The sequence below is a fragment of the Streptomyces sp. GC420 genome, assembly GCF_009916105.1.
Lineage (GTDB): Bacteria > Actinomycetota > Actinomycetes > Streptomycetales > Streptomycetaceae > Streptomyces.
Window position 1 is genome coordinate 1 of the sequence record NZ_JAAAXQ010000229.1, and the last position, 13,234, is coordinate 13,234.

8 protein-coding genes and 3 pseudogenes are annotated in these 13,234 nt (G+C 69.7%); 4 read left to right on the plus strand and 7 right to left on the minus strand.

What is annotated here, in order from left to right:
* The 4 genes from GUY61_RS24665 to GUY61_RS24680 form a co-directional block, all read right to left on the minus strand.
* On the minus strand, positions 1-697 hold a 697-nt coding region (locus tag GUY61_RS24665; protein WP_313896838.1), incomplete at its 3' end, for an AAA family ATPase.
* Positions 694-2,208, minus strand: a complete 1,515-nt coding sequence (locus GUY61_RS24670) for a hypothetical protein (RefSeq protein WP_166632439.1) — start codon at positions 2,206-2,208, stop codon at positions 694-696. The genes GUY61_RS24665 and GUY61_RS24670, both read right to left, overlap by 4 nt.
* Positions 2,205-3,335: a hypothetical protein gene (locus GUY61_RS24675; protein WP_166632440.1), complete on the minus strand. Its 1,131-nt coding sequence runs from the start codon at positions 3,333-3,335 to the stop codon at positions 2,205-2,207. Before GUY61_RS24675 ends, GUY61_RS24670 begins: the two co-directional genes overlap by 4 nt.
* A 32-nt stretch (positions 3,336-3,367) precedes the next feature.
* Positions 3,368-4,228 (minus strand): hypothetical protein, encoded by an 861-nt coding sequence (locus GUY61_RS24680; protein WP_166632441.1) that lies wholly within the window; start codon positions 4,226-4,228, stop codon positions 3,368-3,370.
* A gap of 135 nt (positions 4,229-4,363) precedes the next feature.
* Between GUY61_RS24680 and GUY61_RS24685 the strand changes: the two genes are divergently transcribed.
* The 4 genes and pseudogenes from GUY61_RS24685 to GUY61_RS24700 all read left to right on the plus strand — a co-directional run.
* Entirely contained in the window at positions 4,364-5,650 is a 1,287-nt protein-coding gene (locus GUY61_RS24685) for an exonuclease SbcCD subunit D (RefSeq protein ID WP_166632442.1), read from the plus strand.
* Positions 5,647-8,829, plus strand: a complete 3,183-nt coding sequence (locus tag GUY61_RS24690) for an AAA family ATPase (RefSeq protein ID WP_166632443.1) — start codon at positions 5,647-5,649, stop codon at positions 8,827-8,829. The genes GUY61_RS24685 and GUY61_RS24690 overlap by 4 nt, the downstream gene beginning before the upstream one ends.
* Positions 8,830-8,890: 61 nt before the next feature.
* Positions 8,891-9,127: pseudogene (locus tag GUY61_RS24695) on the plus strand (DUF664 domain-containing protein); the annotation flags it as partial.
* Positions 9,128-9,281: 154 nt separating this feature from the next.
* Positions 9,282-10,647 (plus strand): annotated as a pseudogene (locus tag GUY61_RS24700) (biotin carboxylase N-terminal domain-containing protein); the annotation flags it as partial.
* A 192-nt stretch (positions 10,648-10,839) separates the two neighbouring features.
* Here the strand turns inward: GUY61_RS24700 and GUY61_RS24705 are convergent.
* The 3 genes and pseudogenes from GUY61_RS24705 to GUY61_RS24715 all read right to left on the minus strand — a co-directional run.
* Entirely contained in the window at positions 10,840-12,324 is a 1,485-nt protein-coding gene (locus tag GUY61_RS24705; protein ID WP_166632444.1) for a UvrD-helicase domain-containing protein, read from the minus strand.
* A complete protein-coding gene (locus tag GUY61_RS24710) occupies positions 12,321-12,797 on the minus strand; it encodes a hypothetical protein (protein ID WP_208106422.1) in 477 nt (158 codons plus the stop codon). Before GUY61_RS24710 ends, GUY61_RS24705 begins: the two co-directional genes overlap by 4 nt.
* A gap of 2 nt (positions 12,798-12,799) precedes the next feature.
* Positions 12,800-13,234, minus strand: a pseudogene (locus tag GUY61_RS24715) (hypothetical protein); the annotation flags it as partial.

The window sequence follows — 13,234 nt, forward strand, 5'->3', positions numbered from 1 at the left end:
GGAAAGGGGTGAAGGGGTAGAAGGCCCGGGAGACGATGCTGGCTGCTGAGGCGGGAAGCCGCCAGGAGACGGGCAGGGTGTGGGTGCTGGTGTCGTTGTGGTTCGTCAGGACGGTGACGGCGTTGTTGAGGGGGTCGTGGGGCAGTCCGGTCCACCGGGGGGTGCTGACGATGGAGAACGGGTCGAGTTGGCCGGGGTCGCCGACGAGGAGGGCCCGGTCGAAGAGCTTGGCGATCAGCAGGAGGGCGTCGGAGCGCATCTGGTAGGCCTCGTCGATGATGGCCCACTTCCAGCGGGGGCCGTCTACGTACGCCCATTTCATGGCGGTTGCGATGATCACGTCGCAGGCGAGGACGTCTTTGATGTCCTTGCTGATGATGGTGTCGGTCAGGGCCAGGACTTCTTCGGGTGCCTCGTAGTTGTGCCCGGCGAGGCGTCCCAGGCGCAGCCGGGGCGCTTCTGGGTCGGCGAGGCTGACCAGGAGGTCGTCGACCTGGTGGTTGGTCTGGGCGATGATGATGCACTGTTCGCCGGCGTCGGCAAGGGCACGGGCTGCACGCACGACCAGGGTCGATTTCCCTGCGCCGGGGGGCGAGTCGACGACGAGGGGTCGCGTGGTGGTGCCGGTCAGTGCGGTCAGGACGGCGTTGACCGCTTGGCCGGCCAGTTCCACGGGCGGGATCGGGGGCTGGGTCACGGCTGGGGCTCCTCGGTCTCCTCCAGGACGGCGGCTGGGTGGTTGTGCTGGGGGCCGCCGTGGGTCCAGGGAGTGTTCTCCCGGCTGGGGAACGGTGGCCGGCTGAAGAACTCGGGGGCGAAGGTCAGCTCGAGCAGATCACCGACGGCGGGCACGGAGTCGGTCCTGGGCTTGTTCACGGTGCCGGTGAGCGTCATCACCTCGAGCAGGAGGTCCGTGCCCTGGCCTTGAGGGGTGATGGCACGCACGGCCATGTGCACGCGCGGGTTGTGGGGTCCGGCGAGCAGATGGCCGATGTCCAGGCGTACCGGGTCGGTGGTGTGCAGGGTCAGGCGCGGGCGCAGTTTGGGGCTTCGGGCGCCGGGGACGGTGTGGTGGGCGTCGACCTCGGTGACGGTGCCGGCGACGGCTTCTCCGGTGGTGCGCCGCTCGGCCATGAAGTAGGGGTCCTCCAAAGCGCGGTGGGCGTCGAAGGCTCCTTGGGCCAGTTCCATGCGGGCGAGCCGGCGGGCGGCGGAGACGGGATCGTCCTTGATGGGCTGGGGGCGTCCGTCGGCCGCGAGGTAGGTGGTGTAGGCGGTGAAGCGGTCGCGGTCGGCGGCCCAGCGGCGCTGCGCGTCGTGGGTCTGGGGCAGGTTGCGCAGCAGGCCGAGGGCGTGCCAGGCGTCGTCCCAGGTCGGCTTAAGGTAGTTGTGCAGGAGGGTGTGCAGCCGGTCGGTGAGCCTCATCATCGCGGCGGTGTTGCCTTCTTTGGCGGCGTCGTCGTAGGCCGTCAGCAGAGGGTCGAGCTCGAGACTGTCGAAAGAGGGGTCGGTGGCCGGGCCGGCGGGCCGGTGCAGTTGGCCATCAGGGCCGGGGACTTGGGGGTTTTCGGCATCGAGCGCGGCGCGCAGGCCTGTGGTGCCGGGGGGAGGATCGATCCAGGCCAGGAGGGCGGCAAGATGTTCGTCCTCCAGACGGCTCTGGCCCGTGACCCAGCGGGTGGTCAGCAGATCGGTCAGGGCCAGCAGGAGGGCGGAGCCGGGGTGTTCGGCGTGGTCGGCGAAGAAGGTGAGCCACTGGCCGAGGCGGCCGACGCTGCGGGCCGGGTCGCTGCCTTCGGGCGGCTCGGTGAAACGCAGGGCACGGCCCAGCCGCCCGACGTAGGGAAGCGACCTGCGGTTGGCGACCAGGAGTTGAGGGGCATGGGTGTGACGCTCGCGGCCAGGCTTCTTGCCTTTCGCGGGCAGGTGTTCGGTGTTCTGGAAGCCTTCGATGTAGGCGAGGATGTGGCTGGCCAGTTCTTCCAGGAACTCGGTGGGCCGCCCGTGGGGCGGTGCGACCAGGAGCTGGGGGCGGCCCGGTTCGTTGCCGAACATGACGGCCAGCAAGGTCGCTTCGGTGCCGGAGCGGTTGAGCGGCAGGAAGATCAGTGGCTGCTCGGCAAGGTGGAAGTGGCCGACCATGCTGGCGTCCTGCACCGTTTCGGTCTCGGCTGCCTCAAGGCGCAGCAGTGTGGACAGTCGGCTCATGCGGACTCCCGCAGTTGGGTGCGGACGGCGTGGGCGTGTCGGAGGGCGGCCAGGTCGGCCTGGTCGGCGGCGGGAGTGCGGGTGCCGTCGGCGAGGCGCAGGGCGGTGCCGATGTGGTCGATGCCGCCGAGGTCGTCGCTGATTTCGCTGCCCAGGACGTCGATCGATCCGTCATCGCGGGCTTCGCCTCGGCAGACGTAGGCCAGGTCGCAGAAATGACGGCAGGCGGGGGTGTAGCGGGTGGTGGTGGCCTGCAGTGCGGCGGTGAGTTCTTTGGGGTCGCGGGTGGGCCGCTCGTCCTGATCGAGGACCAGGTCGAACGTGATGCGGGCCGGCAGCGCGTCGAGGAGCGGCTCGACTCGGGTGAGCCGGTTGAGTTGCCGGGTGAGGGCGGCGATCTTCTTGCGGGCATCGACCACGCTGGCGGTGGGGCGGCGGGCGAAGTTGCGGGGCGTGACGAGGATGACGTCGTGGGAGACTCTGTCGCCCTCGATGCCTTCTTTTGCGAGGAGCTCGCGCAGGGCGAGGACGTAGGCGGCAGCCTGGGTGACGGCGGCGGCCACTTTCGTCCCGCTCGCCTGCTGGTCGACGACGGCGAAGGACTTGATCTCGATGATGTGGAAGACGCCGTCGATTTGGAAGGCGACGACGTCGGGCTCGAGATAAGCCGGGTGGCCGGCGACGGTCAGCTGCAGGATCGGGTGATCAAGCAGCGTGCGGGCGGGGCTCGTGGACCGGAGCGCTTCCAGAACGGCATTGCGGGTGTGGACATAGCGCACCTGGGGGGAGGCGTCCTGGGTGCCGACCGCCGCGAGGTCGGTGTGGGCGGCTTCGGGCAGCGGCAGATCCAGGACGTCACGCAGCAGGCGCAGCAGTTCGGCGCAGCCGTCGGCCTTGACCTGCTGTTCGAAGGTGGCTCCGCTCCTGAGGGCGAGGGAGGACTTGGCGAGCGGGCGGGGTTTGCCCAGATGGACGGCGATGGCGTCCTTGTCGATGCCGGCGGCGTCGAGCAGGGCCCGGCGGTTGCAGCCGGGGTTGGCGGTCAGGGCCGCGAGGGTGCGGGCATCGTGCCCTTTGGCAGGGACGGGGCCGCGCAGCGCGGCGAGCCGGTCGTTGAGCTGACTCACAGATGTTCCTTGCGGGGACAGGGCGCAGGCGGTCAGGGGACGGAGCGCAGGCGGCGGGCGGACTGGAAGGATCCTCCGAACAGCAGTTCCGCGGTGCCGAGTTGGCTGCGGGCCCGGGCGGCGGCCTGGGTGCGGGTGGTGGTGTCGCTGGCGGTGTGGAGGGTGAGTTCGTCCTCGGCGGCACGGCGCAGCAGGGCCAGATCGAGGGGGGCTACGGCCGGGCCGGGGTGCCCTGTGGGGGGCTGGGCGCCGGGGATGTTCTGGGCGTAGCGCACGAGGAGTTGGCGGACGGGCAGCGGCAGGGTGGCCGTGTCGAGGCGTTCGGCGGCGTCCGCGATGTTCAGGGCGCTGGTGAGGAAGTGGACGCGGGCGCTGAGCGGGCCGACGATGCGCTGTTCCAAAGACCAGGTGCTGACGGTGAGCAGGCCGCGAGCGGGTGAGAGCAAGTCGGAGGTGAGCGCCGGGCACAGGTAGTAGGGGCGGGCGCCGGGGGCGCTGCGGTAGGAGCGTTCCTCGTCACGGCGCAGGCTGGTCAGCCGGGAGGGGGCCAGTCCGCCGGCGAAGAAGGCTTCATGGACGGTGCTGATGAGCTTGGGGGCGGCGGGCACGGCGAGCAGGGTCAGGACTTGGTGGACCTGTTCGCGTGCGGGCAGCAGGGTTTGCGGCTCTGCCGGAGCCTCCTGCGCCGAAGCGTTGTTCTCGCCACCATCGGAGGCGTTGCTCTCCTCGCCCTCTTCGGCCTGTGCAAAGAGGGCGTCCCAGGCGCGCTGGGCACGCCGCAGTTCGCCACGGAGCTGTTGGATCTGTTCGCTGTCACGGGCCAGTTGGGCACGCCGCATGGCCTGCTGCAGCTGATGCATGCGTTGTTCGAGTGCGTCCAGATGCTCGTGCATGACTCCCACCCTACCGTATTCCAAGGTTTTCCAGTTTTCTCCTGTGATTGCTGCTGTAGAGTCGTCGGCACTTCGCCAACTGCCGCTTGCGCAGTGGGCATCGGGCAGTCCTGCCGTCACCGAGGAGAGCCGTTCATGAAAGCCCTGCACACATCCGACTGGCATCTGGGCCGCACCCTGGGGCGCCGCTCCCGGGACGAGGAGTTCGACGCCGTCCTCGCCGAGATCACCGCCATAGCGGAGTCCGTGCAGCCCGATCTGATCGTGCACAGCGGCGACCTGTTCGACACCTATCGGCCCGCCCACAAGGACATCCTGCGCGCGATGCGCTGCCTCGACAGCCTCGCACGTATCGCACCCACCGTGGTGCTGGGCGGCAACCACGACTCCCCCGAACTCTTCGACCTGCTGTCCTATGTGTGCACACTGCGGCCCGACGCCGACCAGGGCCGCCTGCGCTTCGTGCACAGCCGGGGCGACACGGAACCGGGCACCGTGCTCGACTTCGACAGCCGCGACGGACACGAGCGCATCCGCCTGGCCGCCCTGCCGTACGTGCACCCCAACCGCTACCTGCATCTGTTCCCCGGCTTCGGGACCACCGAGGGCGCCTACGCGGCCGGCCTGCGCGAACTGCAGGACGCTCTGCTCGCCCGGCTGCTCGACGGTTACGACCCCGGCCGCGACGTGCTGCTGTTCACCGCCCACCAGTACGTGGCCAGCGCCGTGCCCTCCTACAGCGAGCGGATGTGGGAGGCACGCGAGCCGTATGCCACCGCCGCGGACGCCCTGCCGCAGGTCGCCTACTGCGCCCTGGGGCACATCCACAAACCCCAGCCCGTCGGCAGCGGGCGTCTGCCCGCCCGCTACGCCGGCAGTCCCCTGCAGATGGACTTCGGCGAGAGCGAGGAGACCAAGAGCGTCACCGTCGTCGACGCGGCCCCCGGCCGGCGCACGCTCACCACCCCGCACACACTGCGCTCCGGACGGCGCCTGGCCCGCTTCGACGGCACCCTGGAGGAACTCGGCGCCGCTGCCGCCCAGTACACCGGCGTCTACCTCAAGGCAGTCATCCGCACTGACGAGCCCGTCCCCCGGCTCGGAGAACGGATCGCCGACCTGGTACCAGACGCTGTGCTGGTGGACTTCGAGGAAGAGTGCGCGGCCACTCGGGCCACCGTCCTGTCGGGCGCCGACGCCACCGACGACGGGCAGCTCGACGTCACTGCAGCGTTCAGCGCCTACCTCGCCGGTGCCGGCACCCCCGGGCAGCACGCCGACGAGGTCGTGGTCGCGTTCGCGGACCTGCTGAACACGCCGGACTCCGGTCTTCCCCCCTCCCCCGCCGAGCATCTGCTCGTCGAAGCCATCGCCGCCCCCTGGACCAGCGCCGCACACGGCGGTACGGAGACCTCCTCATGAAGATCGTCCGCCTGACCTTCTCGGGGGTCCGCAGCTACCCCGGCACCTGCGAGATCGACTTCACCGGCAAGACCCTCGTCGGCATCCTCGGCGACACCGGCGCGGGCAAGACCAGCATCCTGGAAGCCATCACCGTCGCCCTGTACGGCAGGTGCTCCTTCACCGACCAGGCTGCCCAGCTGCGCTCCGACGACTGCCAGGCCATGAGCGTCGACCTCGTGTTCCGCGTGGACGGCCGTGAATGGCGGGCACACCGCGTCTTCCACGCCACCCGCGGAACCCAGGCACGGCTGACGGACCCGGACGGCAAGCACACCGACGGCGCACGCGCTGTCGACGCGGCCGTCCGCGAACTCCTGGGAATCGACTACATCACCTTCAAATCCTCCGTCCTGGTCCCGCAAGGACGCTTCGGCGACCTGCTCAACGCACGTGACGCCGAGCGTGCCCGCATCCTGAAGTCCCTCTTCGGTGTCGACGAGCTGCAGCGGGTACGCCAGCTCGCCGACGGAGCCGTCAGCCGGATCAAGGACCTCATCAGCCAGGCACGGCAGGAAGACGCCCGGCTGCTTGCCGACCCGGGCGCTCAGGCTCAGGCAGACCGGCAGCGGCACGAACGAGCCTTCCTCGGCGCCTCAGACCTCGACGACCGGCTGGCCGAACTGCGCCGGCTGCAGACCGAGGCCGCACAGACGTCGCAGCATGCCCGCCTCAGTGTGAAGGCCGCTGCCGAACTCGCCGAGCGGTGCGTGGCCGACTACGGCCGCATCACGGCCTCTGTCCGGCAGGCCCAGGAAGAACTGCAGCAGCTGCAGGAAGCCAACGCCGCAGCCGAGACCGCCGTCCAGAACGGCCTCACGGCTGTCGCTGCCGAGCAGGAGAGGGCCGTCGCAGCGGGGCTGGCTCCCGACGTCCTGGCGGCAGCCGCCCAGGTTCTCGGGGACATGCCCGGCAGGCTCAGCACCCTTGCACAGGGGCAGGCGGAGCACGCCCAGTTCCTGGCCGAGCTCGCGAGCGAGGAAGAGGCCCTGGCCCGGCGTGCCGACGAGCTGAAGAACACCGAGACACACGTCGCCGAGCTGGGTGCACAGGCGCAGGACACCGACGAGGACGCCACTGCCGCCAACGAGGTGCTGCAGGCACTGACGACCGCCGTCCGGCACGCCGGCGAAGCAGCCGGCGTACTGGCCCTCCAGCGTGCCAACCGCGCCACTTCCAGCAAGAGGCTCAGTACCCTCCTGCAGGATCCTCCCGGTAGCGACCCGGAGAAGGCGCGGGCCGCGGTGGTCGCGGCGCAGGACATGCTGGACAGCATCCGGCGCCAGGAGGCCGCACACACCGCGGGCGATGGACTGGTCCCCGGGGACGGCTGCTCCGTCTGTGCCCGACCACTGCCCGACGACTACCAACCGCCGCAGCCGCAGGACGACAAAGCCCTCGCTCAAGCCGCGGCCGCGGTAGAGAGTGCCTCCGCCGCGCTGAGCAGCGCCGAGCGGGAACACGCCCGCCACACGCACGAGGTCGAGGGGCTTCAGCGGACCCTGCAGGAACACGAGCAGCAGGTCAAGGAAGCCGCCGCTCAGCTCGAAGCGTCCCTTCCTGCGGTGCGTGAGCAGGCGATGGAACTCGCCTCGCGCACCGACCACCCCCAGCCGGCTGCGTTCGCCAAGGAGTTGGAGACCGCGGTCGCGACATCCCTTGCCCGCCTGGCCGACGGCGCACAGCCAACTGCTGTCGAGCGGGAGACCTTGACCGGTGTCCTCCTACAGGTCGCCCGCGGCCGTGTCGTTCAGCTGCAGGAAGCAGCCGATGCCGGCAGGAGTGCGCTGGCACGGGCAGAAGCCCAACTGGGCGCGGATCGCACTGTGCTGGAAAAAGCCACACAGGACTCAGGCAAGGCCCGCGAGCAGGCTGGAAAACGGAGCGAGCACCTCAAGAACGAGCAGCGCAGCCTGCTGGCAAGCCTGTCCGCAATGCCTGAACCCGTACGGACCGCGCTGCCCCAACCTCCGCAGCTGCCCACCGCCGATCATCTGGCAGCCGCGGCTGAGGCAGTGCGCCACGAACAGAGCCGCCAGCAGGAACTGGCCGGACAACAGGCCCAACTGCAGACACGTGCGCAGGAGCTGCTTGTCGAGCAGAGCGAACTGGCAGGACGCCAACAGCGAGAGGTCACTGACCCTCTGCATCAACTCGAAGTACGGCTGCAGCGCTGGGCGGATAGCGCCAGCAGCGCAGCAGCACTGGTCGAGGAGTCCGCACGCCCCGTACTGCCTCCCCCCACCGTGGCGCGCAACCCTGCAGCTGCGGAGGAGTACGCCGCAGCTCTGGAAATCGCTGGCACGCTGCTGCTGACGGCACTGGACGGACACGACACCGCGGCCCGCGCGGCCATGGCGGAGCTGACTACGCGGCTCTCTGCGCATGCCCAGGAGGTGGCGGTCGCCTACCCCAGCACCACGATGCTGCAGATGTCCGGGGAGACGGATCCTTTGGACCCCACCCTCCTCGACGGCCTGAGCAGCCAAGCCGGCACCCTGCGCAGCGAAGCCGAACGCGCCCTCAGCGACGCGGAGAAGGCCGAGTCCCAGATCCCCCACAAGGAACAACTGGCAAATGCCCTGGCCGCAGGCGAGCGCCAGCTGGCCGCCTGGCACGCAGTGAGCACCCATATGACGGACGGGAAGTTCCTCGGCCACCTCACCGACCTGCGCACCCGCGCTCTGCTCGCGCACGGCAGTGAGCTGCTGCAGCAGCTCTCCGGCGGACGGCTGGGTTTCGCCGACGACTTCGACATCGTCAGCCTCACCAGCCACACCCGCCGCAGCTCACGCACCCTCTCCGGCGGGGAAACCTTCCAAGCATCGCTCGCCCTCTCCCTCGCGCTCATGGAGATGCACGGCCGAAGCGGCACCCGCATGGAAAGCCTCTTCCTCGACGAAGGCTTCGGCACCCTGGATAGCGCTTCCCTCGACAGCGCCCTGCAGGTCCTGCGCACGCACGTCGGCACCGACACACTGCTGGCCGTCATCAGCCACCTGCGTCCGGTTGCCGAGACGGTGCACGACGTGCTGTGGGTCAAAAAGGACCACCGCGGCTCCCACGCGCGCTGGCTGGATGCGCCCGAACGCGACCGCCTCGTCCGCGACGACCTGCACAACCTGGCAGAACTGGCGTGATCTCACGGCCAGGGCCCTGCTCCTGTTCAGGATGTCCAGGAGCAGGGCCCCGCCGCACCAACGAGGACTCGACGAGGCCGCGGCTGCCTGGCAAGCGGAGGTCGCCCGAGGTCGTGAGCTGATCGCTGAGGCATCGCTGGACGACTCCGGTCACCTGTCCGAGCAGGAGGCGGGTCACGTCGGCGATCAGGGGGTCTCCCTGCGCTGGATCATGGTGCACATGATCGAGGAATACGCACGTCACAACGATCATGCCGATCTGATCCGCGAGCAGGTCGACGGAGTTACCGGCGCGTGAGACGTGCTGGCGCCGGCCGGAAGGACCGCACCAGCACCGGCACGCTGATCAGCGTGATGCGACGGCAGCGACAGACGCAGAGCTCAGCGTCTCCATAGGAGAACAGATGGGGCCAACGCCGCCGCTTACTCACCCAACCGATATCCCACGGTGGCCCGAGCCCAGCTACCTGGACATCGAGAAGGTGCTGAACGCGGCCCGTGAGTCCGGCGCCGACGCCATCCATCCCGGTTACGGCTTCCTCTCCGAGAACGCCGACTTCGCCCAGACCGTCCTGGACGCGGGCCTGATCTGCTCGAAGAGGTGCCTGAGCTGTACGAGTCCGCGGTCCGCGAGGCCGTGGCGGCCTTCGGCCGCGGCGAGTGCTTCGTCGAGCGCTACCTGGACAAACCGTGCCACGTGGAGACGCAGTGCCTGGCCGACCGGCACGGCAACGTGGTCGTCGTGTCGACGCGTGACTGCTCCCTGCAGCGGCGGCACCAGAAGCTGGTCGAGGAGGCCCCGGCCCCCGTTCCTGTCCGACGAGCAGGTCGCCGAGCTGTACTCCTCGTCGAAGGCCATCCTGAAGGAGGCCGGCTACGTCGGCGCCAGCACGGTGGAGTTCCTCGTCGGCAACGACGGCACGATCTCCTTCCTGGAGGTCAACACCCGCCTCCAGGTGGAGCACCCGGTCACCGAGGAGGTCGCCGGCATCGACCTGGTGCGCGAGATGTTCCGCATCGCCGACGGTGAGGAGCTCGGCTACGACGACCCGCCGCTGCGCGGCCACTCCTTCGAGTTCCGCATCAACGGCGAGGACCCCGGCCGAGGCTTCCTGCCCGCCCCCGGCACGGTGACCACGTTCGCCCCGCCGTCCGGCCCCGGCGTGCGGCTGGACGCCGGTGTGGAGTCCGGCAGCGTGATCGGCCCGGCCTGGGACTCCTGCTGGCCAAGCTGATCGTCACCGGTGCCACCCGCCGGCAGGCCCTGCAGCGGGCCGCCCGCGCCCTGGAGGAGTTCCAGGTCGAGGGCATGGCCACGGCCATCCCGTTCCACCGCGCGGTGGTCAGGGACCCGGCCTTCGCCCCCGAGCTGACCGGTTCGGACGCTCCCTTCACGGTCCACATGCGCTGGATCAAGACCCAGTTCGTCAACGAGATCAAGCCCTTCGCCGCCCCGGCCGACGCCGAGGCGGAGGAAGAGGTGGGCCGTGAGACGGTCGTCGTCGAGGTGGGCGGCAAGCGCCTGGAAGTCTCCCTCCCGTCGTCCCTGGGCATGAGCCTGGCCCGCACGGGCCTCGCGGCTGGCACCAAGCCCAAGCGCCGCGCGGCCAAGAAGTCCGGCCCCGCCGCCTCCGGCGACACCCTGGCGTCCCCCATGCAGGGCACGATCGTCAAGGTCGCCGTCGAGGAGGGCAGGAGGTCCAGGAAGGCGACCTGATCGTCGTCCTCGAGGCCATGAAGATGGAACAGCCCCTCAACGCCCACAAGGCCGGAACGGTCAAGGGCCTGAGCGCAGAGGTAGGCGCGTCCATCACCTCCGATCAAGGACTGATGCTGCGACCGGCGACGCCCACAGGTGACATGGACCGCTCATGCGGCGGGCTCACCAGCAAGCTCCACGTGAGCGCCGACGGCCGCTGTCGCTCGCTGTCCTGGTCATCACCGACGGGCAGTTGGCGGACTGCACACAGTTGCAGGCTGTGCTGGACAAGATCTGCAGTCTCGTGTACATCATCGCACTGCCGCAACAGGGAGGGGATTTCCGTTGGGGTGATCCTCGATCCATGACAAGCCGCCGATGTCGAGGCGTTGGCGGGTACGGGTGACCGCCACGTAGGCCAGGCGGGCTTCGGCGTCATCGATCGGGTGAGGTGGCGTCGTGTCGTTTGCCTGACGGTCAGAGTTCTCGTCCTGGGCTCGGACGAAGTCGTCCGCGATGAGCACGCAAGGCCATTCGCGTCCCTTGGCCTTGTGCACGGTGGAGACGGTGATCTGGGCGTGCGGTTCGGGTGCTAGGAGGGCGACAGCGGTGAGGATGGCGTCGGTGCCGTGGGTGTCGACGAGGTTGACCAGGGGCTGCAGGTCGCGGCCGGCCGGGTCGTGGGTGGCGTAGTCCTGCAGATCGCCCCAGCAGGGAAAGAGGATGAGTTCGGGGTGGTGGGTGCGGCGGCCTTCCTTCAAGTCGCGGGCGGCGAGCGCCAGAGCGTGGAGGCTGTCTCCTCCCCCGGCCAGAGCGACCCGGTGTCCGGCGGCCATGAGCAGCATGACCTGGGCCATGGCCCCGACGTTGGTGCGGCACAGCACGGCGTCTGGCTGGGCGACGGGGCCGAGTTCAGTGGGCACGGCGGGGGCGCCGGTGAGCCGGATCGGGGCGTCGGCCAGGTGCAGCCAGCGGTTGGCTTCCGCAGCGAGGGCGGGGCCGAAGCGGAAGGACTGCGACAGGGTGAGATGGGTGCCGTCGAAGCCGGTCATGACGTCTTTGGCACCGCGCCAGTGGTAGATGGCCTGGGCGGAGTCGCCGACCATGACCAGCTGGGCGTGGTCGCGCTGAGCGAGGAAGATCTGTTCGACGACGGGGTTGGTGTCCTGGGCTTCGTCCAGCAGCAGGAAGTCGGCGTCGATACGTGGCTGGGTGAGGGCCCAGATTTTCAGGTAGTGGTCGTGGTCGAAGCGGACGGCGCCGTCGTCGGGGTGTTGCAGGTCGGCCCAGGCTTTGCGGGCGAACGGCACGATGTGCGCGGCGAGTTGGGCGTGCATGTCGGTGTCTTCCAGGCCGCGCAGGCGGGGGACGTGGTGGCGGGTGATGGCCTCATCAGCGGTGTGGCAGAAGCGGGTGACGGTGCGAAGGGTGGCGTTGGAGAGGGCCTTTTGCGTCACCTCGCGTTCGCCGATGCGGAGGGCTTTGGTGATGCCGAGGGCCTGTCCGGTCTGCCAGGCCGGGCGACGGGGGGCGCCCAGGCGGCGGGTGTAGCGGTGACCGACGGCCGCGTAGGCCAGGGCGTGGGCGGTCTTGCACAGCACGTTGCGGGGGAAGCGGGCGGTGGCGTCGCGGGCGATGGCCCGGTTGTAGGCGAGGTAGCGGCCGCGGCGGGTGGTGGTGCGGGCGAGCAGGGCGAGGGTGGTGGTCTTCCCAGTGCCGGCTCCTGCCTGCAGGGCGAGATGGTCGCCTGTGTGGAAGGCGTCGGCTGCTGCCGTCTGTTCGTCGGTGGGATTCATGGTGTGGGTCCTTCCAGAGGGCGGGTGAGGGCGTGCCCGACGGCGGACAGCAGGTGAGCGGGGGTGGTGCCGGTGAGGAGTTGGCGTACGGCGCGGTCGAGGCGGTCGGTCTCCCGGTCGGCGTGCTCGGCCAGGGCGCGATGGAGGGCCTCGTGCAGGAAGCGTTGGGGGATGACGCCCGCGCGGCGGGCGTCCCGTTTCAGGGCGGTGTAGGTGGCGGGCGGGAAGGCGATGTTGAGCAGGACGTGTCCGTCCGCGTCCGGGTAGTGGGTGGTGATCACGTCGATGGGCAGTCGGTTGGTGAGACGCCGGCGCAGGCGGTGGGCGGCCCGTTCGGGATTTTTACCGCCCGCGAGGGCCATGAGGTGGGTGGCGTCGTAGTTGGCCGCGAGCGGCCAGGCTTGGGCGGCACGGCGGAGTTCGGCTGCCGTCAGGGGTCGGGTCAGCGTGATTTCTAGGGCGTGGTGCGGCATCATCACCGGTTTCTGAGCTGGCGGGCCGGTGGGTGGGGCAAGTGGGTACGGATATGGGTCGCGTGCAGGAGAAGGTCGAAGGTCTGCCAACCCGCCAGGGCGAGGTCGGCGGCGCCGGGGGTAGCGGCGTGTTGGGGGCAGCGCTGGGCGCGCCAGCGCAGTTGCTCGCTGTAGGGGAGGTGGCCCAGGTCGTAGACGGCCATCAGCGTGTCGGGCAGGGCCAGTTGGCCGCGGCAGGGTCCGGTGGGCAGCAGTCTCCAGGTACCGGCGGGCTTGTTGGGGGTGAGGACGGTGTGGGTACAGCGGTGGCGGTTGCGGGTCTGGGCCACGCAGCGGAGGTGTTCGACCGTGTGCTCGGCGAGGTAGCGGCACAGCAGGATCTGCACCACGGGAGGGGCCAGGCTGTCGGCGTCGGTGGTTGGTGAACGGGTGGTGGG

What these genes read in the sequence shown, in the direction of transcription:
- GUY61_RS24670 (WP_166632439.1), bottom strand. Translation starts at nt 2,208, where the DNA reads ATGAGCCGACTGTCCACACTGCTGCGCCTTGAGGCAGCCGAGACCGAA.
- GUY61_RS24685 (WP_166632442.1), top strand. Translation starts at nt 4,364, where the DNA reads ATGAAAGCCCTGCACACATCCGACTGGCATCTGGGCCGCACCCTGGGG.
- GUY61_RS24705 (WP_166632444.1), bottom strand. Translation starts at nt 12,324, where the DNA reads ATGAATCCCACCGACGAACAGACGGCAGCAGCCGACGCCTTCCACACA.
- GUY61_RS24710 (WP_208106422.1), bottom strand. Translation starts at nt 12,797, where the DNA reads ATGCCGCACCACGCCCTAGAAATCACGCTGACCCGACCCCTGACGGCA.
- GUY61_RS24680 (WP_166632441.1), bottom strand. Translation starts at nt 4,228, where the DNA reads ATGCACGAGCATCTGGACGCACTCGAACAACGCATGCATCAGCTGCAG.
- GUY61_RS24690 (WP_166632443.1), top strand. Translation starts at nt 5,647, where the DNA reads ATGAAGATCGTCCGCCTGACCTTCTCGGGGGTCCGCAGCTACCCCGGC.